The sequence below is a fragment of the Pseudomonas sp. LFS044 genome, assembly GCF_047978245.1.
Lineage (GTDB): Bacteria > Pseudomonadota > Gammaproteobacteria > Pseudomonadales > Pseudomonadaceae > Aquipseudomonas.
This window is the reverse complement of record NZ_JBFPFX010000037.1, coordinates 15,180-37,912: the sequence shown is the minus strand read 5'-3', so window position 1 is coordinate 37,912 and position 22,733 is coordinate 15,180. Positions and strand designations below refer to the sequence as shown.

Here is a 22,733-nt window from a genome sequence, read left to right as displayed (position 1 = left end):
GCACCGGCCTTTCGCGGGCAAGCCTGCGAAGAGTCCATCGAAAATCACACCTATAAGTACAAGGACTTGCCCATGCGTGCCCTCGCCGCCTTCAGCCGCTTCGTCGGCAACACCTTCGCCCTGTGGGTGCTGGTGTTCGCCTGCCTGGCCTTCCTGCAACCGCAATGGTTCATCGCGCTCAAGGTTGCCATCGTGCCGCTGCTGGGCCTGGTGATGTTCGGCATGGGCCTGACCCTCAAACTCGACGACTTCGCCGCCCTCGCCCGCCAGCCCTGGCGCGTGGCGCTCGGGGTGGTCGCGCACTTCGTGATCATGCCCGGCATGGCCTGGCTGCTCTGCCAGTTGTTCCAGCTGCCAGCGGAAATCGCCGTGGGCGTGATCCTGGTCGGCTGTTGCCCGAGCGGCACGGCATCGAACGTGATGGTGTGGCTGTCCAAGGGCGACCTGGCGCTGGCGGTGGCGATCGCTGCGGTGACCACCCTGCTGGCACCACTGTTGACCCCGGCGCTGATCTGGTTCCTGGCCTCGGCCTGGCTGCCGGTGTCCTTCATGGACATGTTCTGGTCGATCCTGCAGCTGGTGATGCTGCCGATCGTGCTCGGCGTGCTGGCCCAGCGCCTGCTGGGTGCGCGGGTGCAGCTGGCAGTGCAGGTGCTGCCGCTGGTGTCGGTGGTGAGCATCGTCATGATCGTCTGCGCGGTGGTGGCGGCCAGCCAGGCGAAGATCGCCGAATCGGGGCTGCTGATCATGGCGGTGGTGGTGCTGCACAACAGCTTTGGTTACCTGCTGGGCTACCTCACCGGCAAGTTCTGCAAGCTGCCACTGGCGCAGCGCAAATCGCTGGCACTGGAGGTGGGGATGCAGAACTCGGGATTGGGGGCGGCGCTGGCAGCGGCGCACTTCTCGCCGCTGGCGGCAGTGCCGAGTGCGCTGTTCAGCGTTTGGCACAATATTTCCGGGGCACTGCTGTCGACCTGGTTCCGGCGCATGGGGGCGCCTTCACCTGAAGCTGAAAACGGCGAGCCTGTGCGCCACTGACTTGCCATCTCACCTGCAAATGGGCACTCTGGTGCCCACTGTGAGGACGGCCTCACGACGCACCGCGTGACCATTCCGGGGACGGCCCCATCATTCAAACGATGGAGACATACTCATGTCCTGGATCATCCTGTTCTTCGCCGGCCTGTTCGAGGTTGGCTGGGCTGTCGGCCTCAAATACACCGACGGCTTCACCCGCCCACTCCCCACCGTGCTCACCGTCGGCGCCATGGTCATCAGCCTGGGCCTGCTGGGCCTTGCAATGAAGGAACTGCCACTGGGCACCGCTTATGCCATCTGGACCGGCGTGGGCGCAGTGGGCACAGTGATCGCGGGGATCATCCTGTTCGGCGAATCCATGGCCCTGGTGCGGCTGGTCAGTGTGGCGCTGATCGTCTGCGGCCTGATCGGCCTGAAAGTCAGCGCCAGCTGACCACCCCCCGCTTAGCGCAGGTCGCCGCGCAAGCGGCTGACTTGCTCACGCAACAGCTCTGGCTGCGCAGCCTCCACCGGGATGGCGGCGCCCGCCACGATGGTCACGCGTGACCACAAGCGCTTGAAGAAGCCCTTGCCGGGATCACGGCTGAAGAAACTCCCCCACAGCCCCCGCAGCGCCAACGGGATCACCGGCACAGGGGTTTCTTCCAGAATGCGGCTGACACCGCCCCTGAATACATCGATCTCGCCATCGCCGGTCAGCTTGCCTTCCGGGAAGATGCACACCACCTCCCCCGCCGCCAGGTAGTGGGCGATGCGGGCGAACGCGCGTTCATAGATGGCAGGGTCCTCATTGCGCCCGGCAATCGGAATGGCGCCTGCGGTGCGGAACACGAAGTTGAGCACCGGCAGGTTGTAGATCTTGTAGTACATGACGAAACGGATCGGCCGACGGATCGCCCCGCCGAGCAGCAGCGCATCGACGAACGACACATGGTTGCACACCAGCAGCGCGGCGCCTTCGTCCGGGATGCGCTCGAGGTCGCGGTGCTCCACGCGGTACATCGAATGGCTGAGCAGCCAGATCAGGAAGCGCATGGTGAATTCGGGCACGATCCTGAAGATATAGGCGTTGACCAGGATATTGAGCAGCGACACCACCAGGAACAGCTGCGGGATGCTCAAGTCGGCGAGGCCCATCAACACGATGGTAAGGACCGCCGACACCACCATGAACAAGGCATTGAGAATGTTGTTGGCGGCGATCACGCGCGCCCGCTGGTCTTCGGCGGTACGCGCCTGGATCAGCGCATACAGCGGCACGATATAGAAGCCGCCGAACACCCCCAACCCGACGATCGACACGAGGATCCACCAGGCCTGGCCCATGCCTAGCAACTGCAACCAGTCGTGCGGCACTGCCGCAGCCGGCACATCGCCGGAATGCCACCACCAGAGCAGGCCGAACAGGGTCAGGCCGAACGAGCCAAACGGCACCAGGCCGATCTCGACCTTGCGCCCACTGAGGCGTTCGCACAGCAGCGAGCCCAGGGCGATGCCGACCGAAAACAGGGTCAGCACCAGTGTCACCACCGTGCCATCACCGTGCAGCCAGTCCTTGGCGTAGGCTGGGATCTGGGTCAGGTAGATGGCGCCGACAAACCAGAACCATGAGTTGCCGACGATCGAACGCGACACCGCTGGCGGCTGGCCCAGGCCCATGCGCAGGATCACCCAGGACTGCTTGAAGATGTTCCAGTCCAGCGGCATCTGCGGTGATACCGCTGCGGCGCGGGGGATCCAGCGGCTGGCCAGGTAACCCAGCACTGCGGTGCCGACCACCCCGCCCGCCACCACCGTGGCATAGCTGTCGCTGGCCATCATCACCCCGGCGCCAATGGTGCCGGCCAGGATGGCAAGGAAGGTACCCATCTCCACCAGGCCATTGCCGCCAACCAGCTCTTCTTCACGCAGGGCCTGGGGCAGGATCGAGTATTTCACCGGGCCGAACAACGCCGAGTGGGTACCCATGCCGAACAGGGCCACCAGCATCAGCGCCAGGTGGTTGGTGACAAAGCCCAGCGCGCCGATGGCCATGATGGCGATTTCGGCCAGCTTGATCGCGCGGATCAGCGCGTCCTTGGCGAACTTCTCGCCAAACTGGCCACCCAGCGCCGAGAACAGGAAAAACGGCAGGATAAACAGCAAGGCGCAGAGGTTGACCCAGATCGAACGGTCGCCATCGCCAAGGCTGAGCTTGAACAGGATCGCCAAAATCAGCGACTGCTTGAACAGGTTGTCGTTGAAGGCACCCAGTGACTGGGTGATGAAAAACGGCAGGAAGCGCCGTTTGCCGAGCAAGGTGAATTGCGAGGAATGACTCATCGTCCTTGTTCCCTGAGGGGCTTTAGTCATTGGAGGCCCGTAGGCCGCAAGAAGCCACAAATCTGCACGGGAAACCCTGGCGTTGGCAAGCAGTGCGCGCCGGGGCCAACACCTGCATGGCCTGATGGCAGATTGCCCCCAAATTGATTACAGATTTTGTTACATCTGCCGATAATTCATATAGATGACTATATCTGACAGAAGTAACGGACCTACGGTCTCCTCCAACGCATAAGAAAAGGAGCTCAGCAGTATATGTTTACCTGGTTCGGCGACGTGAAAATCGCCCACAAACTTTTCCTCGGTTTCGGCCTGGTGCTGTGCCTGACTTTGATCCAGTCGCTGATCGGTTGGAATGGCCTCGGTAGCCTGGTGCGGCGCAGTGAAGTGGTCAGCGACGTCTCGCGCCTCAACGATGCACTCGGTGACCTGCGCGAAGCCCGCCTGCGCCATGCCATGGCCAACGGCGGGGAAAACGAAGGCAAGGCGTTGCAACAGGCACTGCAAGCGTTTCAGGCGCCGCTGGCGCAGTTGCGCGGGACGCTGGTAAAGCCACAAAGCCTCGCGCTGGTCGACAAGGCCGAGCAGACGCTGAACGGGTATGCCGCCGGCCAGGCACGCAGCTTCCAGTCGTACCAGAAGATGCGCGCAGCGCAGAAGGAAATGGGCACCCTCGCCAGCAACGCGTTCGCCAGCATCGAGGCGATTCGCAAGCAGGTCCGCGCCCTGCCCGACGCCGAGCAGCGCTTTGTGCGCAGCGAAGCGATCAACCAGATCCGCGAAAACCTGATCCTGCTGCGCTACCACGTGCGCGGCTACACGGGTAACACCAACGCTGACACCGAACAGCTGATGAACGCGCAGATCGCCACCACGGTGAACGACCTGCCCGGCCTGGTGGCGCGGTTCAATGGCGGCTTCGCCGAGCAATTCACCACGATGAACCAGCAGGTGCGTGCTTATGCCGAAGCGGTAGAGGCGTTTCGGGGTGAAGTCAGCAAACTGGTCGAGTACCGCGCCGCCATGGCTGCAGGCATCGACACGCTTAACGGCCTGATCGGCCAACTGCTCGATGCCCAGGCGGTGTCGGTGGTCAGCGACAGCCAGTTCGCCAGGAACCTGCAGATCATCACCACGGTATTGGCGCTGTTGATCGGCATCCTCGCCGCCGTGGTCATCGCCCGGCAGATCAGCACCCCGCTGCAGCAAGCCTTGCGCGCCATGCAGCAGGTGGCTGCCGGTGATCTCAGCGAGCAACCTGCCAGCCGCCGCCGCGACGAAGTCGGCCAGTTGCAGAATGCCTTGCAGGGCATGACCCGCAACCTGCGCGAGCTGATCGCCCAGGTGCGCGACGGCATTTCGCAGATTGCCAGTGCCACCGAGGAGCTGTCGGCGATCACCGAGCAGACCAGCGCCGGGGCCAACAACCAGAAGGTCGAAACCGACCAGGTGGCCACCGCCATGCAGGAAATGGCCGCCACCGTACACGAGGTGGCGCGCAATGCCGGCGAGGCCTCGCTCGCGGCCAGTGCCACGGATGAAGAAGCCCGCGAAGGCGACAGCGTGGTCAACCGCGCCGTCGCGCAGATTGGCCGCCTGGCCAGCCAGGTGGACGCCACCGGCGAAGCCATGGGTGCACTGCGCAGCGAAAGCCAGCGCATCGGCAAGGTGATGGACGTGATCAAGGCCGTGGCCGAACAAACCAACCTGCTGGCGCTCAATGCCGCGATCGAGGCGGCCCGTGCTGGTGAGGCAGGCCGGGGCTTTGCCGTAGTGGCGGATGAAGTGCGCAGCCTGGCCCAGCGCACCCAGGCGTCGACCCTGGAGATCGAGTCGGCGATCGGCAGCCTGGAGCAAGGCACCCGCTCGGTGAGCGAGCTGATGGAACAGAGCCAGAGCCTGACCGAGAGCAGCGTGGCACTGGTGCGTGAAGCGGGTGTGGCGCTGGAGGGGATTACCCAAAGGGTGTCGGGGATCCAGCTGATGAACCAGCAGATTGCTGCAGCCTCGGAGCAGCAAAGTGCGGTGGCCGAAGAGATCAGCCGCAGCGTGGTAACGGTGAGGGATATTTCAGAGCAGACGGCTGAGGCCAGCCAGCAGACTTCTGCGTCCAGTGTCGAGCTGGCGCGCCTCGGTGGGCAGTTGCAGCAGATGATCAGCCGGTTCCGGTTCTGATAGTGGGCGGGCAGTAACGGCCCTATCGCGGGCAAGCCCGCTCCTACAGGCTGCGCGATACCTGTAGGAGCGGGCTTGCCCGCGATGAGGCCAGCACTGACGCTGCATCACTCGAACCCGAACAACCCCCGCGCCGTATCCACCAACAGCGCCCGACGCAGTTCGGCCGAACACCCCAGCGCCTCGAACTGCTCGACCACCGCGGCAAAGCTCACCGCCGATTCATGCTGGGTGTGCGGCCAGTCACTGCCCCACATCAAACGCTCGGCACCATAGTGCGCCTCAAGGGCCCCCAGCGCCTGGCGCGCAAACGCCAGGTTCTGCTCCGGCGAACCCTCCAGGCGATAGATGCCGGACACCTTGACCCAGACCCTGCCCTTGCCACCCAGTGTCAGCAGCTCGGCAAACCCCGGCTGCCCCAAGCCCAGGCGTGCGTCGGGCCGGCCAAAATGGTCGACGACGAGGTTCAGGCCATACGGCTCCAGCGCCCGAACCAGCGCCGGAATGTCCGCCACATGGCGGTGCAGCTCCACGTGCCAGCCCTGCTCGCCGATACGCTCCAGCAAGGTTTGCCATGGCCTGGCACGCAGATCAGGCAAGGCCTGGCCCATGAGATTCAGGCGCACGCCCCTGACCCCAAGGCCGGCCATTTCTTCCAGGGTTTCGCGCTCGACGTCCTGCTCCAGCATCACCACCCCGCGCAACTGCCCCGGCACGGTCTGCAGGGCGCTGAGCAGGTAACGGTTGTCGGTGCCCAGGAAACTGGGCTGCACCAGCACGCCATGGCTGAAGCCATGGCCCTGCAACTGGCCCAGGTAATCGCCCAGCGGCGCGTCGTAACTCGGCGCGTAGCGGCGCTCGCTGGCCAGGTTCAGGCCACGGCTGAACACGTGGGCATGGCTGTCGATGGCGGTAATCAATGAAGCTGGAACGTCGGGCATGGTTTTCAGTCGGGACAAGGGTCAGGGTTACTTGGCGGCAGCGCCGGCAATGTGTGGCGCGGAGGTGGCCTCAAGGTTGCGGCCGCGGGTTTCCGGCAGGCACAGTGCGGCGATCATGGCAACGCCGTAAGCGATGCCAGCGTCGATGCCGATCGCGCTGCCCAGCGACATGGACTCGCTCATGTGGCCGACCAGAAACGGGAACACTGCCGACAGCACACGGCCAAAGTTGTAGCAGAAGCCAACACCGGCGCCGCGCACATCGGCCGGGTACAGTTCGTTGAAGAACGACCCCAGGCTGGCCGGAATACCGGCGGCGAAGAAGCCCAGCGGGAAGCCCAGGAACAGCATCTGGGTGTTGGTCAGCGGGAAGAACACATAAGCCTGCACGGTCAGCACGCAGCACAGGGCGAACAGCAGGATGTTCTTGCGTCGGCCGATGCGGTCGATCAGCAGGCCGCTGATCACGCAACCGCACCAGAAGGCGAAGATGATCACCGCCAGGTAGCCGCCGGAGTTCAGCACCGAAAGGTTGCGTTCAGTCTTGAGGAAGGTGGGCAACCAGGTCATCACCGCATGATAGCCGCCGTGAGCACCCAGCCCCAACAGGCCGCCAAGCAGGGTCACGCGCAGCAGCTCGGGGCGGAAGATGCCGGCCATCGATTTGAAGAAGCTGACCGGAATGGCCTTTTCCTTCTGCAGGCGTTGGAAGCTGTCTGGCTCTTCCACGTTGCGGCGCACCCAGATGATCAGCAGCGACGGCAGCAGGCCGACGAAGAACATCACCCGCCAGGCGTATTCCGCCGGCACCAGCGAGTAGATCAGCGTGAACAGTGCCACCGCCAGCCCCCAGCCCACCGCCCAGGCGCTCTGCACCGTGCCCATGACCTTGCCGCGGTATTTCGGGTTGATGGTCTCGGCCATCAACACCGCCCCCGCTGCCCACTCACCACCGATGCCAAAGCCTTGCATGGCCTTGACGAACAGCAGCGGGTAGAAGCCGGTGACGAATGCCGACAGGAAGGTAAAGAAGGAGAACCAGAGGATCATCCACTGCAGGGTGCGCACGCGGCCATAACGGTCCGACAGGGTGCCGCCGAGCCAGCCACCGATGGCCGAGGTGACCAGGGTGAGGCCGCTGATCAGGCCGGCGTCGCCCTTGGTCAGGGAGAACGCGGCAATCAGCGCCGGGATGGCCAGGCCGAACATCTGCACTTCCAGCGCATCAAGCGACCAGCCGCCGAAGCAGGCCCAGAACGTCTTGCGTTCCCTTGAGGTGATCTGGCGGTACCAGCTGAACATGATTTTTATCCTTCTTGGTCGTGTGTGTGACGGCCGGGCGTACCGAAGCTCTGGGCACGCTGGCGACCGGGCAGGCGAAGCCACCGCGCCGTGGCAGAACGGCGCAGACGGGTAACAGGGCGAAACAGCCGTGGTCAGCGAATGTCGATGCGGTACCGGAAGTGCTGGGCATGGCCACGCGAGCGGCGCCATTCCAACGGTTTGCCGGCGTAGTCACGGGCCAGACGCTCGATCACCACCACCGGGCTGTCGGCCGGCAGTTGCAACAAGCGCCCATGCACCGCATCGACCGCCTCGGCGGTCAGGGTTTCCTCGGCGTAGGCGACCACCTGGCCGCACAGCTCTTCGTAGATCGGGTAAAGCAGCGGGCCCTTGCTCTGCAGCTCGACCTCGAGCAGCGGCTGGAACGTCTGGCGCGGCAGCCAGATTTCTTCAGCCAGCACTGGCTGGGCGCCGAGCAGACGGGTACGGACGATACGAATCACCTCGGCCTCGGCCGCCAGCCCCAATGCCTCGGCAACCGCTGACGGTGCCGGTACGGGCTCGATGGAGAGGATGCGGCTTTGCGGCATCACCCGTTCGCCGTTGGCGCTTTCGAACCGGAAGAAGCGGAACAGCGAAGACTGGAACTGCGGGCGGCGGATAAAGGTGCCGCGGCCTTGCTGGCGTTCCAGCACCCCTTCGGCCACCAGCACGTCGACCGCCTTGCGCACCGTGCCGACGGACATGTCGAACTCGGTCGCCAGTGCCGCTTCGGTGGGGATCGCTTCGCCGGGGCGCCAGCGGTTATTGGCAATCTGCTCGATCAGGTGGTCGCGCAGTTGCTGGTAGCGGGGTAGTCGAGCATCACCGGACAATGGGGGCATGGTCGCTCTCGTCTTGTTATATAAACATATATATGAATTTTTCCGAGAGTATTCCCGCTGGATGGCAGGGTGTCAATCCTCCGCTGGTCGCCTGTGCAGGCCTCTTCACCGGCCAGCCGCAGCGCCGCACCGGTGCGCCTACAACCATCGTCTGCGCTGACGAACGCTCAGCTGCGTGCCAAACTGGTTGATCGGGACCGCGTTATCTTTCTTGCTTCGGAGTTTTCATGTCGTTGTCCAGCGGGCTGATCGCCGTGGTCGCCCTGGCCTATATGGCCGTCATGTTCGCCATCGCCTTCTATGGCGACCGCCGCAGCACGCCGCTGCCGCCGCGCCTGCGCGCTTGGGTGTACAGCCTGTCACTGGCGGTGTACTGCACCAGCTGGACGTTCTTTGGCGCGGTCGGCCAGGCGGCCGAACAGCTGTGGGCGTTCCTGCCGATCTACCTGGGCCCGATCCTGCTGCTGCTGTTCGCACCCTGGGTGCTGCAGAAGATGGTGCTGATCAGCAAGCAACAGAACATCACCTCGATCGCCGACTTCATCGCCGCCCGCTATGGCAAGTCACAGACGCTGGCAGTGGTGGTGGCGCTGATCTGCCTGGTGGGCGTGTTGCCCTACATCGCCCTGCAGCTCAAGGGCATCGTGCTCGGCGTGAACCTGCTGATTGGCGCCAATGCCGATGCCACCGGCACCCGGGTGCAGGACACGGCGCTGGTGGTGTCGCTGGTGCTGGCGCTGTTCGCCATCGTCTTCGGCACGCGCAGCCTGGACGTCACCGAACACCACCGCGGCATGGTCCTGGCGATTGCCTTCGAGTCCCTGATCAAGCTGCTGGCCTTCCTTGCGGTCGGCGTGTTCGTGGTGTTCAACCTGTATGACGGCTTTGATGACCTGTTCACCCAGGCTCGCCAGTCGATCCACCTGGAAAGCTACTGGCAGGAGACCATCAACTGGCCGTCGATGGTGGTGCAGACGGCCGTGGCGATGATGGCGATCATCTGCCTGCCGCGGCAGTTCCACGTGACCGTCGTGGAGAACATCGAGCCGCAGGACATGCGCCTGGCGCGCTGGGTGTTCCCGATGTACCTGGCCCTGGCCGCGCTGTTCGTGGTGCCGATTGCCCTGGCCGGGCAGATGCTGCTGCCCGGTACGGTGATATCCGACTCGTTCGTGATCAGCCTGCCGCTGGCCGAAGCGCACCCGAGCCTGGCCTTGCTGGCCTTCATCGGCGGCGCCTCGGCCGCCACCGGCATGGTCATCGTCGAGGCTGTGGCGCTGTCGACCATGGTGTCCAACGACATGCTCCTGCCTTGGCTGCTGCGCCGCAACAACGCCGAACGGCCGTTCGAGGTGTTCCGCCACTGGATGCTGTCGGTGCGCCGGGTGACCATTGTGGTGATCCTGCTCCTGGCCTACGTCAGCTATCGCCTGCTGGGCTCCACTGCAAGCCTGGCGACCATCGGCCAGATTGCCTTCGCCGCCGTGACCCAACTGACCCCGGCCATGCTCGGCGCGCTGTACTGGAAGCAGGCCAACCGCCGCGGCGTGTTCGCCGGCCTGGCGGCGGGCATTTTCCTATGGTTCTACACCCTGGTACTGCCGATCACCGCCCACAGCCTCGGCTGGTCGCTGGAGCTGTTCCCAGGCCTTGCCTGGCTGCATGGCAACCCACTGAGCCTGCCGATCACCCCCCTCACGCAAGGCGTGGTGCTGTCGCTGGCGGGCAACTTCACCCTGTTCGCCTGGGTCTCGATGCTGTCACGCACCCGCGTGTCGGAGCACTGGCAGGCCGGGCGGTTCATCGGCCAGCAGACCAGCGCGCGGCCCAATGGCAAACCGCTGCTGGCGGTGCAGATCGATGACCTGCTGACCCTGGCTTCGCGCTTTGTCGGCGAGGAACGTGCACGGCAAAGCTTTATCCGCTTCGCCTACCGCCAGGGCAAAGGCTTCAACCCCAACCAGAACGCCGACGGCGACTGGATCGAACACACCGAACGCCTGCTCGCCGGCGTGCTCGGCAGCTCCTCGACCCGCGCCGTGGTCAAAGCGGCCATCGAAGGCCGCGACATGCAGCTGGAAGATGTGGTGCGTATCGCCGACGAAGCCAGCGAGGTGCTGCAGTTCAACCGCGCTCTGCTGCAAGGCGCCATCGAGAACATCAATCAGGGCATCAGCGTTGTCGACCAGAACCTTCACCTGGTGGCCTGGAACCGCCGTTACCTGGAACTGTTCAACTACCCCGACGGGCTGATCAGCGTCGGCCGGCCGATTGCCGACATCATCCGCTACAACGCCGAACGCGGCCTGTGCGGCCCCGGCGAGGCACAGGTGCATGTAGCCCGGCGCCTGCACTGGATGCGCCAGGGCCGTGCGCATTCGTCCGAGCGATTGTTCCCCAATGGCCGGGTGATCGAGCTGATCGGCAACCCGATGCCCGGCGGTGGTTTCGTCATGAGTTTCACCGACATCACCCCCTTCCGCGAGGCCGAACAGGCATTGCGCGACGCCAACGAGGGGCTGGAGCAGCGCGTGGCCGAGCGCACCCATGAACTGTCGCAGCTCAACCAGGCCCTGTCGGAAGCCAAGAGCCAGGCAGAAGCGGTCAGCAAGTCCAAGACCCGCTTCCTGGCAGCGGTCAGCCACGACCTGATGCAACCCCTCAATGCCGCACGGCTGTTCTCCGCCGCCCTGTCGCAGCACGCCGAGGGTTTGAACGATGAAGCCCAGCAGCTGGTCCAGCACATGGACAGTTCGTTGCGCTCGGCCGAGGAACTGATCAGCGACCTGCTGGATATCTCGCGCCTGGAAAACGGCAAGATCACCCCGGACGCCAAGCCGTTCGCCCTCAACGACCTGTTCGACACGCTGGGCGCCGAATTCAAGGTGCTGGCCGCCGAGAAAGGGTTGGAGTTCCGCCTGCGCGGCAGCCGGTTGCGGGTGGACAGCGACATGAAACTGCTGCGCCGGGTGCTGCAGAACTTCCTTACCAATGCCCTGCGCTATGGCAAGAGCCCGATATTGCTGGGTGCACGCCGCCAGGGTGAGCAGCTGTGGCTGGAAGTATGGGACCGCGGCCCGGGCATCGCCGACGACAAGCTGCAGGTGATTTTCCAGGAATTCAAACGCCTGGACAGCCACCAGACCCGCGCCGAGAAAGGCCTGGGGCTGGGCCTGGCGATTGCCGACGGCCTGTGCCGGGTGCTTGGCCACCCACTACAAGTGCGCTCATGGCCTGGCAAAGGCACGGTGTTCCGCGTCAGCGTGCCAATCGCCCGCCAGGCCGCAGTCGCGCCGACAGCACCGGTGGAACAGGCCAGCCAGCCGCTGGGCGGCCTGCAGGTGCTGTGCATCGACAATGAAGACAGCATCCTGATCGGCATGAACAGCCTGCTCAGCCGCTGGGGCTGCACGGTATGGACAGCGCGCAACCGCGCCGAATGCGAGGCCTTGCTGAGCGAGGGCATGCGCCCGCACCTGGCGCTGGTGGACTACCACCTGGATGACGGCGATACCGGCACCGCGCTGATGGGCTGGCTACGTGCCCGCCTGGGTGAGCCGGTGCCGGGCGTGGTGATCAGTGCCGACGGCAGCAAGGAAACCCTGGCCACGGTGCACGCCGCCGGCCTGGACTACCTGGCCAAGCCGGTCAAGCCGGCGGCCTTGCGCGCCCTGCTCAATCGCCATCTGAGCCTGGTTCAGTAACGGCCTCGTCCGGCAGTTTTTCATCCGTCAGTGCCCGTTCCAGCAGGTCGGCCGGCAGGCTCTTGCTGGCACGGGCGCCGAGCAGCTTGAGCTGTTCGCTGCGGCTGACCAGGTTGCCGCGCCCTTCGCAGAGTTTATTGCGCGCCGCAGCGTAGGCCTTGTCGACCTGCTGCAGGCGGCTGCCCAGCTCGTCCAGGTCCTGGATGAACAGCACGAACTTGTCGTATAGCCAGCCGGCGCGCTCGGCGATCTCGCGGGCGTTCTGCCCCTGGCGCTCCTGCTTCCACAGGCTGTCGATCACCCGTAACGTGGCGAGCAAGGTGGTTGGGCTGACGATCACGATCTGCCGGTCGAACGCTTCCTGGAACAGGTTCGGCTCGGCCTGCAAGGCTGCCGAAAACGCCGCTTCGATGGGTACGAACAGCAGCACGAAATCCAGGCTGTGCAGCCCTTCGAGGCGGCTGTAGTCCTTGCTCGACAAGCCTTTGACGTGGCTGCGCAGCGACTGCACGTGCTGCTTGAGCGCGTTCTCGTCGCTGCTGCTGACATACTGCTGGTAGGCGGTCAGGCTGACCTTGGCGTCGACCACCACCTGTTTGTCGCCCGGCAGCAGGATCAGCACGTCGGGCTGGAAGCGCTCGCCATCGGCGCTCTTCAGGCTGACCTGGGTCTGGTACTCGCGGCCCTTCTCCAGGCCGGCATGTTCCAGCACGCGCTCGAGGATCAGTTCGCCCCAGTTGCCCTGGGTCTTCTGGCCTTTGAGCGCCTGGGTGAGGTTGGTGGCTTCGTCGGACAGGCGCTGGTTGAGCTGCTGCAGGCGCTCCAGTTCCTTGCCCAGCGAGAAACGCTCACGCGCTTCTTGCTGGTAGCTTTCCTCGACGCGCTTTTCAAAGGCGTGGATGCGTTCCTTGAGCGGGTCGAGCAACTGGCCCAGGTGCTGCTGGCTGGTCTGGGCAAAGCGTTGCTCGCGCTCGTCGAAGATTTTCGTGGCCAGGTCGGCAAACTGGGCGCGCAGGGTATCGCGGGCTTCCTGCAGGTCTTCCAGGCGTTGCTGGTGGCTGTCCTGCTGCTCGCGCAATTCAGCCTCCAGCCGCGCGCCCTGAGCCTCCAGGCGGCGCAATTCGGCTTCGCGGCTGGCCCGTTCCAGGTGCCAGGCGTGAGCTGCGTCACGGGCATTGTCGCGGTCGACCTGCAACAACTCCAGCTCACGGCCCTGGGCGGCCAGCTGAGCCTGCTTGACGGCGTTGGCTTCACTGAGGTCGCTGACCTCGTCACGGCTGGCATCCAGCTGCGCCTGCAGGCCAGCCTGCGCCAGCTGGGCGCCATTGAGGCGCTCTTCGAGCAAGGCCTGCTCGCCCTGCCGGGCGCTGTGGCGACGCTGCACGTGCATGACCCACCCCAGGCAAGGCAAGGCGCCTGCCACCAAGCCCAGCAGAATGCTGGTCAGATCCACTGCCATGCTTACCCCGAACGAACCGTTGCAAATGAGCTGCAGCTTATCAGTCTGCTTGCTCTGGCGCCTGCTCCGGCGCATCGGCCTGGCACAGCCGCGCATACTCCACTTGCGCCCGTTGATCACCGGCCCGCGCAGCCTGGCGCAGCAGGTCCTGGCCGATACGCCGGTCGCGGGCATTGCCGCAATCGCGGCAGAGCATCTGCCCTAACCGGCTCTGGGCCACCACCACCCCTTGGCGCGCTGGCTGCTTGAGCAGCCGCCCGGCCAAATGCTTGACCTGAGGCTTGTCGCCCAGGCGCGGGTTATCGAGCAGCCATAAAGCCACTTTCATAGAAAAGCGTTTGGGCGAAGGGACTGGATGCGTCACAGCGGGGCTGGCGAGGTGTTTACCGCGAAATTTCATCACAAACAGGGAATGGCAACTCGAAAGGCGCGCCACTCTACTCTTTTTTGTGCCGGATGGCCTGTCGATTTTTGGAGGGTTGAAAAAAAATTTCACCGATCTTTTCTTGACGTTTCCAAGTGGATGACCAACCGGTCTGCTGGTGCCTGATGATTGTCGGACAGTTCTGATATTTGCTGGCACACCCGTCCTAGAGCAAGCGCTCGGGACAATCCACAGTTCCTGTGGATAACTCGGTGGACAACCCCCGTATTGACCCCGCAAACCCCTATGAAATGGGGCTTACAGTCAAACTGTCGATTTTTTCACCAGCTAAAATTAGTGTTTTTTTTCATTGACTTAAGGTGCCAGTCAAGGCATTGGCGAGCTTCTGCAGGGCTGTTGCCGGGCTGTTACAACCCCCGCCTCGAATGTGAACAAGTGCACCGAAAACCCGCATTCGAATGCACGAAATTGGTACATCCGGCCAGTTGCAGGCCACTTGCCCCCTCTTCCCACGGCGCGAAAGAAGCGCCATACTGCTCGGCTACCTGAGGGAGTGACGCAAGGCTTGCAAAGCCCGCCGAGTTCCGGTAAGGTGCCCCTCGTTAGTACCAAGCTGAAAGTCAATTCTGGCCAGAAGCGTCCTTGCAGTAGAGCTCCCCCCAAGAGCATCACTGCTGAAACCAGGACCGGCCCTTTCGATGATTCACTCGCCAGCTCCGCGCTGTTCAAGCACGAATCACGTGACAGATTGATCAGGATTCCATACCGATGGCCTAGAACCTTGGCCCCGGCATGCTGCCTGCCCTCTGAAGTACCTACCAGTCAGCCCAAGCGCCCACTTTTGATTGCGCCTCCTCTGGCTGCCCTGTTCCAGTCAGGTTCGTTCGTCCCTTAATAAAGGCGTCACTGGAACGTTTCTATCATGCACGGATCATAACTCCCGTGTTTAAAGCAGGAACATCCAACAATATGCATACTCATCATCAAATTCAGGCTGCCATTGGCACCCTTTCCCAGGCCTTCTCCCCGTTGAAGTGCCTGATCACTGCCCCACGCAAGGGCAATTTCAGCTTCACCCTGGTGGACGAGCATGGCATCGCCTGTCACACCGAACGCCTGTACCCAGAGCAGTACAGCCGCTCGGAACCGCTGCAAGCCGTCATCGCCCGGACCCGCCAGTCGCTCACTGCGTGAGCGGCGAATACCGGTGCATTCAAGCGCTGAATGTACCGCGTCGCACGCTACCTGTTCGTTCTTTGCTTAAGTGCCGCAAGGCATATAGCGCAGAACGTCAGGCAGCAATCGATTTAAAAACAGCCCTTTACACCATGATTATCACACTACACTTCAACTCGAGCGGTGCTTACCGCTTCCGGCGGGCCTGAACACTCACCAGCTGCCAAGCTCCAGCGCCCGTCGGTCCCTTACTGCTCGAGGGCATCATGGGTATTGCGGCGAATGAATTGTGTCAGTATGTGATTCGACCAACCTTGGTCTACCTTGATCGTCACTGTGCCAGTGCCGAAGCCCTTTTGCTCGGCATCGCAGCCAGCCAATCCGCGCTCGGCTCCGCACTGCATGACCGCCGTGGCCACGGCCTCTACCGCATCGGCGAGCATCGCCATCAAGCCGTCTGGGATGATTTCCTCGCCCGTGATCCGGAGCTAGCCAGCCTGGTACGCGGCCTGGCGAGCCAGCACGCGTTTCTGGGTGGGCCGCACCTGGAACTTGCAGTCAACCTGCGCTACTCCACCGCCATTGCCTGGATGCTCATCGAGGCGCAATCAACGCCCTTGCCTGCCGCCGACGATCTGCTGGGCCAGGCGCGCATCTGGCGGCAAATCTTCCACCCCCAAGGTCGCTTGCGCGACTTCACTCAGGCCTGGCATCTGTGTATTGATCAGAAGTTTCCACAGGCATCTTAAGAAACGCCCTACATGTTTACCGGAAAAAAAGGAATTTTGGTCGGATTGTCCTACAAAACCGCTCTATCTCCTGTGATTGAGGCTATAGCGCGGCGCGTGATTTGTTGGTAGCTTTTCGCCCCGGAGATCCCAAGGAGTTTCTAATAATGAAAAAAGTAATGCTCAAAACCTCCCTCGGCTTAGCCGTTGCTTTCGCTTCCAGCCAACTGTTCGCTGCCGGCTTCGCACTCAACGAACAAAGCATCAGCAGCATGGGGACAGGTTTCGCGGGACGTTCTTCTTCTGCCGAAGATGCCAGCACCGTGTTTGGCAACCCAGCAGGCATGTCCCGCCTCAAGCGCGAACAAATCACCGTGGGCGGCGCAGCCGTCATCGCCAAGTCTGATATCTCAGGCCCTGGCAGCAACCTCGGGGGGGAAACCGACGGTGACATGGTGCCTGTGGTCGGCGTACCGATGGGCTACTACGTCAAGCCGATCGATGATCACTGGAGTGTCGGTTTCGGCATCTACGTGCCCTTCGGCCTGGTCACCGACTACGGTAGCGACGATGCCGCGCGCTACTGGGGCAAGAAGAGCCACGTCGAGGTGATCACCTTCCAGCCAACCATCAGCTACGCCTTCAACGACAAGGTTTCGATCGGTTTCGGCCCGACCATCAACCGTATCAAAGGCGAACTGGGTTCGAGCCTGATCAACCCGTTCACGCCTGGCCGCAACGATGGTGAAGTCAAGATCAAGGGTGACGATACCGCCGTTGGTTACAACATCGGTATCCTGGTACAGGCCACCGACAGCACCCGTGTCGGCCTGACCTACCATTCCATGGTCGACTACAAGCTCGAGGGCAAGACCCGCGTCAGCACCCCGCTGATCGGGCCATTCAACGGCAACAAGTTCGATGCCAGCCTGAAGATCAAGACGCCGGAATCGGTTGACCTTTCGGTCACCCATGAGCTCGATGACCAGTGGACCCTGTACGCAGGCAGCACCTGGACCCGCTGGAGCCGCCTGAAAGACATCACCGTGCAGAACGATGTACCGGCACCGCTGGCTGGCTCGGCGTTCCAGACCATCTCTGAAGAGCAGAACTGGCACGACACCTGGGCACACGCCATTGGCGCGTCCTACAAGGTGAACAAGGAATGGGTACTGCGCACAGGCTTCACCGTCGACCAGTCGCCAACCAACAACCACGACCGTTCACCCCGCATCCCTACCGGCGATCGCAAGGTGTTCAGCCTGGGTGCAGGTTGGAGCCCGAACGACGACATGACCATCGACGTGGCTTACTCCTACCTGTGGGAAGAAGACACCAAGGTCAACCAGGTCAGCGCCACCAAAGGCAGCTACCAGGCCAAGTACGAAAACAGCGCGCACGGTGTCGGTGCATCCCTCACCTACCGCTTCTGATTCGTATCGCTGCATGAAAGAAACCGCCCTCGAGGTAGTGCTTTTCACTTGAGAATGCCCGGGCCGCATAGCGGCCCCGCCATTCTCAAGTGACCAGCATTACGCCCGCGTGGCGGTTTTTTTACGCCTGGACCTGCCAGCTGTCACCCAGCGAATCGCGCAAATAGTCCATGAATGCACGCACCTTCGGCGTCATGGCGAAGCGGTCGGCCAGGCACAGGTAGATGTCCATCGGCTCGGTCTGGGCATACGCCTGGCGGTTGTCGCGGTATTCGAACAATGGCACCAGCGCACCGCAAGCCAGGTGCGGTGTGACCATGAACTCCGCCAGCCGGGTGATGCCACCGTCGTTGAGCGCCATCTGGGTCAGGGCATCGATATCGTCACTGATCAATACCGAGCCGAACTCCGCCTCGAAACGCAGGCCGTCACGCATGAACCCCCAACGCAGGAAGCGGCCATCTACCGGGTAGCGGAACACCAGGCAGCGATGCTCGCGCAGCGCCTCGGGCGTGGCCGGCAAGCCTGCGCTCGCCAGGTAGCCGGGGGACGCGCAGCAGATGAATGGGATACGCGCGATATGCCGCGCCAGCAACTGATCCTCCAGTTGTGGGGCAATGCGCAGGCTGACGTCAATGTCCTCACGGGCGTGATTGACCCGTCGGTCGGTCGTTACCAACTCTATCGAAAGCAACGGGTAACGTGCGCTGAATGCAGGGATCAGCGGCGCCAGCACGTGGCGCCCGAATGCCGAAGTGGAGGCAATGCACAGCCGCCCCTGGGGCTCGCTGTCGGGGGTGGTGACAGCCTGTTCGGCCTGGGCAAGGTCCCGCTCTACCAACCTGACTCGCTCGTAATAAAGCGAACCGGCAGGCGTCAACGCCATGCTGCGAGTGGTGCGGCTGAGCAGACGCACTTGCAGATGGCCTTCGAGGCGGGCGATGTTCTGACTGACCGCTGCCGGGCTGATCCCCAGGCTCCGCGCCCCGCCGGCAATACTGCCGGCCTCGACCACCTTGATGAAACTGCGGATGGTATTGAGCAAATCCATGCCGAGCCCTTTGATTCGTAAGAATCTCTTTATAAAGAACTCAGCATTGCCGGTCTACAGCCGTGGCCCACTGCATTGCTAACCTGCGCCTCCAGCCATTTTTCAGGAGTTCGCATGAGCAACCTGTCCCAAGCCCGCAGCCGGCGCAAACTACGCCCCAGTGCCACGCCCTATGTCTTTGCGTTCTACATGTCGTCAATCATGGCGCTGTTGATGTGCTTCGTGATCACTGCTGCCAATGCTGGCGTCAACCCGCAGTACCTGAACAACGTGCTCAAGGCTTACCAACTGGCCATGCCCGTGGCATTCGTGTGCGTGCTGATGGTGAGGCCTGTGGTGTTGCGCCTGGTTGCACTGACCGTGCACCCACACTGAAGAGAGCCGCGCCTTCCAGCGCGTAGGCCCATGGATGGGCCGTTGCTGGCGGCACGGCGGTGGCGAGAAGCCCCAAAGCGGCGCTTCTCAAGGCTGCGAAGCGATAGCCTTCTCGATCGCCGCCCTGAACGCCGGATCATCCGGCTTGGTCAGGCTGGAGAAATTGCCGACCACCTTGCCCTTGCGATCCACCACATACTTGTAGAAATTCCACTTCGGCGCACTGCTCTGCTGCGCCAACTCCACGAACAGCGGCGTCGCATCCTTGCCCCGCACCGCCTGGGTCTTGGTCATGGTGAAGGTCACACCATAATTGGCGTAACAGACTTTGGCTGTCTTCTCGCTGTCAGCGTCTTCCTGCTTGAAATCATTGGAGGGCACACCGAGCATTTCCAGCCCCTGCTCGTGGTACTCCTTGTAGGTACTCTCGAGCCCCTCGAACTGCGGCGCAAACCCGCAATAGCTGGCGGTGTTGACCACCACCAGCGGCTTGCCGGCAAAGCGCTGGCACAGGTCGACCTGCCCCTTGCCACGCAACTCAGGCAAGCTGCCCTGCAACAACGCCGGGCAATCCGCAGCCCAGGCAGAGCTGGCGGCGAAGAGGGCCAGCAACGGCATTATCAACCCATGTGCACGCATCGTTCGGTTCTCCTGCAAGACATTCCTTGAACTTGCAGGGTAGCGCCTAACAACCGCCCATGCCCAGCTGCATCAACGCCATGCCGCCCTGATGCCAGCCCCACCACGCCAACACCAGCAACAGGGCGGCGGCGAGGGCCAGCAGGCCGCGGGCCAGGTAGCGCTTCATGCGGCCTGGGCCTGCAGGCGGGCGACCGGGCGTTCACTCACCGGCCAGTTGAGCGCCGCAGCCAACAGGCTCAGCAGGATCGAGATCTGCCAGACCAGGTCGTAGTTGCCGGTGCGGTCATACACCACCCCGCCCAACCAGCCGCCGAGGAAGGCGCCCAACTGGTGGAACAGGAAGACGATGCCGCCCAGCATCGATAGATTGCGCACACCGAACACGGAGGCCACGGTGCCATTGGTCAACGGCACGGTCGAGAGCCACAACAGGCCCATGGCGATACCGAACAGGTAGGCGCTGTACTGGGTGACCGGCGCCCAGAGGAACAACACGATCACCACTGCGCGCAGCAGGTACAACGCCGTCAGCAGGCGCGGCTTGGACATGCGCCCGCCCAGCCAGCCTGCCGTGTAGGTACCGACGATATTGAACAGCCCGACCAGCGCCAGCACGGTAGTGCCGGTAGTGGCAGGCAGGTGCTGGTCGACCAGGTAGGCCGGCAAGTGCACACCGATGAACACCACCTGAAAGCCGCAGACGAAAAAGCCCAGGGCCAGCAGCCAGAACCCGGAGTGCGAGCAGGCTTCGTGCAGCGCCTGGCCCAGCGTCTGCTCGGCACCGTGGCTGGGCAGCGGGCGGTCACGCAGCATACCGACAAAAGGCACGATCAACGCCACCAGCAGGCCAAGCACCAGCAAGGCGGCCGACCAGCCCAGCCACTCGATCAGGCCGAGGGTGCCGGGCAACATGGCGAACTGGCCGAACGAACCGGCCGCACTGGCGATACCCATGGCCATGCTGCGCTTTTCTGCCGGAACAGCCCGGCCGACCACGCCCAGAATGACCGAGAACGAAGTGCCGGACAGGCCGATGCCGGTCAGCAGGCCGGCGCTGAGCGACAGCGACCAGGCCGAGTCGGCGGTGCTCATCAGCAGCAACCCGGCGGCATACAGAATGCCGCCAATGACAACCACCTTGGCAGCGCCGAGGCGATCGGCCAGCGCGCCGGCAAACGGCTGCGCCAGGCCCCAGATGAGGTTCTGCAGGGCGATGGCGAAGGCGAACACCTCGCGCCCCCAACCGAAATCGGCGCTCATCGGCGCCAGGAACAGGCCGAAGCCGTGCCGAACACCGAGTGACAACGCCAGGATCAGCGCCGCCCCTGTCAGTACCCACCCGCTGGTTCGCCAAACCGAAGTCATTGTCGTTATCTCCAGCACATCGCAAGGTTATACGGGTATATACCCGCTTATAATCGTAAGCATCACGCCAGTTGCCCCAGCAGACGCACCAGCTCGTCACGCTGCCCCTCACCCAGTTGCTCTACCAGCAGGCGCTGGGCCTGTTCCCAAGCCGGGTACGCCGCTTGCAGACGTTCTGCCCCAGCCGCCGTCAACAGCACCACGCGGTTGCGTTGATCGTCACCGTCGGCCAGCGCCACCAGGCCCTCGGCCTCGAGCACCCGCAGGTTGCGGCCCAGGGTGCTGCGCTCAAGGCCCATGGCTTCAGCCAGGCTGGTGATACTCGGGCGGTCGAGCCGCTGCAGATGGCGCAGCAGGGAAAACTGGGCGACATTGATGCCGAAGCCGACCAGGGCTTCGTCGTAATGCCGGCTCACCCCACGGGCGGCGCGACGCAGATGGGTGCAGATGCATTCACTGGTCAACATGGATACGTGTATATACCCGCGATATGGATGTTGCAAGAAGTTTCACTGGGCACTCTGGACCAACCGCCGCCGGATTGGCTCGAATTCGCTCGTCGCCTGGCGGGCCAGCGGGTCGGCTGTGCCCTTCTCAATAGCCTGCCAATAGCGCCAAGGGACCTTGGCCGACCCCAACTCGTAATCCATGCCATCCCAGCTGTCTTCACGAAAGCTGTAGAAGGCCCAGTGCAACTGATTGTGATCAAGCACCTTGAGCACGTCCTCCAGGTATTGCTGACAACCTGGCAACCGACGCATGCAGCCAAACTCGCCGACCACCAGCCGCGTGCTTGGGACCTTCATGGCCGCCAACCACGCCAGCGGCTGCTCCAGGTATTGCGCCACGCGCCGGCCATCCCACTGCTCGCTCTGCCCGGCGAAAGGTACAGTACCCGGATAGGCCAGCGGCTGTTTGCGGGTCATGTTCGGCGCGCTTGTGGCGGCGTAGGGCTCGTACATATGGATGCTGTAAAGCACACGATCGTCCTGCAACGGCTCAGGCCAATAGCTGAATGCATCGGCTGCAGCGTACCAGCCAGCGTCGACCATGACCGGAGTGACCTCATCCACTTCACGAACCGCCGAAAGCAGCTGGCGATACAACCCCGGCAGGTCGCGTGCACCGCCCTTCTCACGCTCATACCATCGCTGCATCAGAGGGGCAGCCGCATGCTCGGCAAGCCCGCCCTGCATTTCGGGTGCCGGTTCGTTGATCAGGTTGTAGGCGGCAATGGCCGGGTGCCCCTTCAGCTCGCGAGCCAGGTCACGCCAGAAGTCCGCAGCCTGCGACCAGTAGCGTTTGTCCTGCCACAAACGGTCATCGAACTGGCCATCGTTGTTCTGCGACCAGCGCATGCCTGGCAGGGACAAGGGCGTGATCACCACCTTCAGGCCTGCCTGGTGAGCGCGGTCGAGCACCGCGCGCAATTGCTCAAGGTCTGCCTTGGGCAAGCCCTGATAGTGGTCGGCATCGCCCAGCAGAAAATCCCGTTGCGCCGGCTGCCATTTGTCGTAGGAAAGCCGTACCCAGGTCGCGCCATAACCGCGCAAGGCCTCGAAGTAGGCCTGATCAGGGGGTAGCCGGTTGAAACTGTTGCCGCCGTGGCGCGGCGTGCCCCAGAAGTCGATAAGGTCGGCGGCGCTGGCCGACAATGAGTGCAGCCCGAGCAGACAGGCAAGGATCCAGTAATGCATGAAGGCCACCCCGGTCAGCATTTTCGAAGCGCCGAGCGTACGCCCCTTCTGTACGGGAATCAGTTACCCATGCT

General features: G+C 63.1%; 19 protein-coding genes and 2 pseudogenes. 9 read left to right on the top strand and 12 right to left on the bottom strand.

The features are described from left to right. Window positions 1-72 precede the first annotated feature (72 nt). Both ACNQPL_RS24185 and sugE read left to right on the top strand, forming a co-directional pair. The gene (locus ACNQPL_RS24185; protein ID WP_416468099.1) at window positions 73-1,038 is read left to right on the top strand and encodes a bile acid:sodium symporter family protein; all 966 of its coding nucleotides are present in this window, start codon (window positions 73-75) and stop codon (window positions 1,036-1,038) included. A 115-nt stretch (window positions 1,039-1,153) separates the two neighbouring features. Further along, the gene (gene sugE / locus ACNQPL_RS24180; protein WP_054900524.1) at window positions 1,154-1,471 is read left to right on the top strand and encodes a quaternary ammonium compound efflux SMR transporter SugE; all 318 of its coding nucleotides are present in this window, start codon (window positions 1,154-1,156) and stop codon (window positions 1,469-1,471) included. A gap of 11 nt (window positions 1,472-1,482) precedes the next feature. Here the strand turns inward: sugE and ACNQPL_RS24175 are convergent, their stop codons facing one another. Next, complete coding sequence (locus ACNQPL_RS24175; RefSeq protein ID WP_346615747.1) at window positions 1,483-3,360, bottom strand: 1-acyl-sn-glycerol-3-phosphate acyltransferase; 1,878 nt, start codon at window positions 3,358-3,360, stop codon at window positions 1,483-1,485. 255 nt (window positions 3,361-3,615) lie between these two features. Here ACNQPL_RS24175 and ACNQPL_RS24170 point away from each other — a divergent pair. Beyond that, window positions 3,616-4,680, top strand: a pseudogene (locus ACNQPL_RS24170) (methyl-accepting chemotaxis protein); the annotation flags it as partial. Next, the gene (locus ACNQPL_RS24165; RefSeq protein WP_416468105.1) at window positions 4,672-5,535 is read left to right on the top strand and encodes a methyl-accepting chemotaxis protein; all 864 of its coding nucleotides are present in this window, start codon (window positions 4,672-4,674) and stop codon (window positions 5,533-5,535) included. The pseudogene ACNQPL_RS24170 and the gene ACNQPL_RS24165, both read left to right, overlap by 9 nt. Window positions 5,536-5,642: 107 nt before the next feature. On the opposite strand, the gene ACNQPL_RS24160 is transcribed toward ACNQPL_RS24165, so the two are convergent. From ACNQPL_RS24160 to ACNQPL_RS24150, 3 genes are all read right to left on the bottom strand, one after another. Further along, window positions 5,643-6,476 (bottom strand): amidohydrolase family protein, encoded by an 834-nt coding sequence (locus tag ACNQPL_RS24160; protein WP_416468098.1) that lies wholly within the window; start codon window positions 6,474-6,476, stop codon window positions 5,643-5,645. A gap of 27 nt (window positions 6,477-6,503) precedes the next feature. Then, window positions 6,504-7,778: an MFS transporter gene (locus ACNQPL_RS24155; RefSeq protein WP_416468097.1), complete on the bottom strand. Its 1,275-nt coding sequence runs from the start codon at window positions 7,776-7,778 to the stop codon at window positions 6,504-6,506. A 134-nt stretch (window positions 7,779-7,912) separates the two neighbouring features. Continuing rightward, window positions 7,913-8,644 carry a GntR family transcriptional regulator gene (locus ACNQPL_RS24150; RefSeq protein ID WP_416468096.1) on the bottom strand — a complete coding sequence of 244 codons (732 nt, stop codon included), beginning with the start codon at window positions 8,642-8,644 and terminating at the stop codon, window positions 7,913-7,915. 227 nt (window positions 8,645-8,871) lie between these two features. Between ACNQPL_RS24150 and ACNQPL_RS24145 the strand changes: the two genes are divergently transcribed. After that, window positions 8,872-12,348, top strand: coding sequence for a NahK/ErcS family hybrid sensor histidine kinase/response regulator (locus ACNQPL_RS24145; protein WP_387532606.1), 3,477 nt, complete (start codon window positions 8,872-8,874; stop codon window positions 12,346-12,348). Here the strand turns inward: ACNQPL_RS24145 and rmuC are convergent. Further along, on the bottom strand, window positions 12,320-13,693 hold the full coding sequence (rmuC, locus tag ACNQPL_RS24140) for a DNA recombination protein RmuC (protein ID WP_346615778.1): 1,374 nt from the start codon (window positions 13,691-13,693) through the stop codon (window positions 12,320-12,322). The two genes, ACNQPL_RS24145 and rmuC, sit on opposite strands and share 29 nt — an antisense overlap. 172 nt (window positions 13,694-13,865) lie before the next feature. After that, window positions 13,866-14,207, bottom strand: a pseudogene (locus tag ACNQPL_RS24135) (sel1 repeat family protein); the annotation flags it as partial. Window positions 14,208-15,161: 954 nt separating this feature from the next. On the opposite strand from ACNQPL_RS24135, the gene ACNQPL_RS24130 reads away from it, so the two are divergent. The 3 genes from ACNQPL_RS24130 (at window position 15,162) to ACNQPL_RS24120 (ending at window position 17,529) form a co-directional block, all read left to right on the top strand. Further along, complete coding sequence (locus ACNQPL_RS24130; protein WP_346615753.1) at window positions 15,162-15,386, top strand: hypothetical protein; 225 nt, start codon at window positions 15,162-15,164, stop codon at window positions 15,384-15,386. A 248-nt stretch (window positions 15,387-15,634) separates the two neighbouring features. Next, the gene (locus ACNQPL_RS24125; protein WP_387532609.1) at window positions 15,635-16,117 is read left to right on the top strand and encodes a hypothetical protein; all 483 of its coding nucleotides are present in this window, start codon (window positions 15,635-15,637) and stop codon (window positions 16,115-16,117) included. Between the two features lie 146 nt (window positions 16,118-16,263). Next, entirely contained in the window at window positions 16,264-17,529 is a 1,266-nt protein-coding gene (locus ACNQPL_RS24120) for an OmpP1/FadL family transporter (RefSeq protein ID WP_416468095.1), read from the top strand. 121 nt (window positions 17,530-17,650) lie between these two features. On the opposite strand, the gene ACNQPL_RS24115 is transcribed toward ACNQPL_RS24120, so the two are convergent. Next, entirely contained in the window at window positions 17,651-18,580 is a 930-nt protein-coding gene (locus ACNQPL_RS24115) for a LysR family transcriptional regulator (RefSeq protein WP_416468094.1), read from the bottom strand. 114 nt (window positions 18,581-18,694) lie between these two features. On the opposite strand from ACNQPL_RS24115, the gene ACNQPL_RS24110 reads away from it, so the two are divergent. Further along, window positions 18,695-18,955 carry a DUF2798 domain-containing protein gene (locus tag ACNQPL_RS24110; protein WP_346615757.1) on the top strand — a complete coding sequence of 87 codons (261 nt, stop codon included), beginning with the start codon at window positions 18,695-18,697 and terminating at the stop codon, window positions 18,953-18,955. 87 nt (window positions 18,956-19,042) lie between these two features. Here ACNQPL_RS24110 and ACNQPL_RS24105 read toward each other — a convergent pair whose 3' ends face one another. The 5 genes from ACNQPL_RS24105 to ACNQPL_RS24085 form a co-directional block, all read right to left on the bottom strand. After that, on the bottom strand, window positions 19,043-19,594 hold the full coding sequence (locus ACNQPL_RS24105) for a glutathione peroxidase (protein ID WP_416468093.1): 552 nt from the start codon (window positions 19,592-19,594) through the stop codon (window positions 19,043-19,045). A gap of 46 nt (window positions 19,595-19,640) precedes the next feature. Further along, window positions 19,641-19,763, bottom strand: coding sequence for a hypothetical protein (locus ACNQPL_RS24100; protein WP_416468092.1), 123 nt, complete (start codon window positions 19,761-19,763; stop codon window positions 19,641-19,643). After that, a complete protein-coding gene (locus tag ACNQPL_RS24095) occupies window positions 19,760-20,962 on the bottom strand; it encodes an MFS transporter (RefSeq protein ID WP_416468091.1) in 1,203 nt (400 codons plus the stop codon). Before ACNQPL_RS24095 ends, ACNQPL_RS24100 begins: the two co-directional genes overlap by 4 nt. A gap of 62 nt (window positions 20,963-21,024) precedes the next feature. Further along, window positions 21,025-21,429, bottom strand: a complete 405-nt coding sequence (locus ACNQPL_RS24090) for a MarR family winged helix-turn-helix transcriptional regulator (protein ID WP_346615761.1) — start codon at window positions 21,427-21,429, stop codon at window positions 21,025-21,027. 42 nt (window positions 21,430-21,471) lie between these two features. Continuing rightward, a complete protein-coding gene (locus ACNQPL_RS24085) occupies window positions 21,472-22,659 on the bottom strand; it encodes a glycoside hydrolase family 5 protein (protein WP_416468090.1) in 1,188 nt (395 codons plus the stop codon). Between the last annotated feature and the right edge of the window lie 74 nt (window positions 22,660-22,733).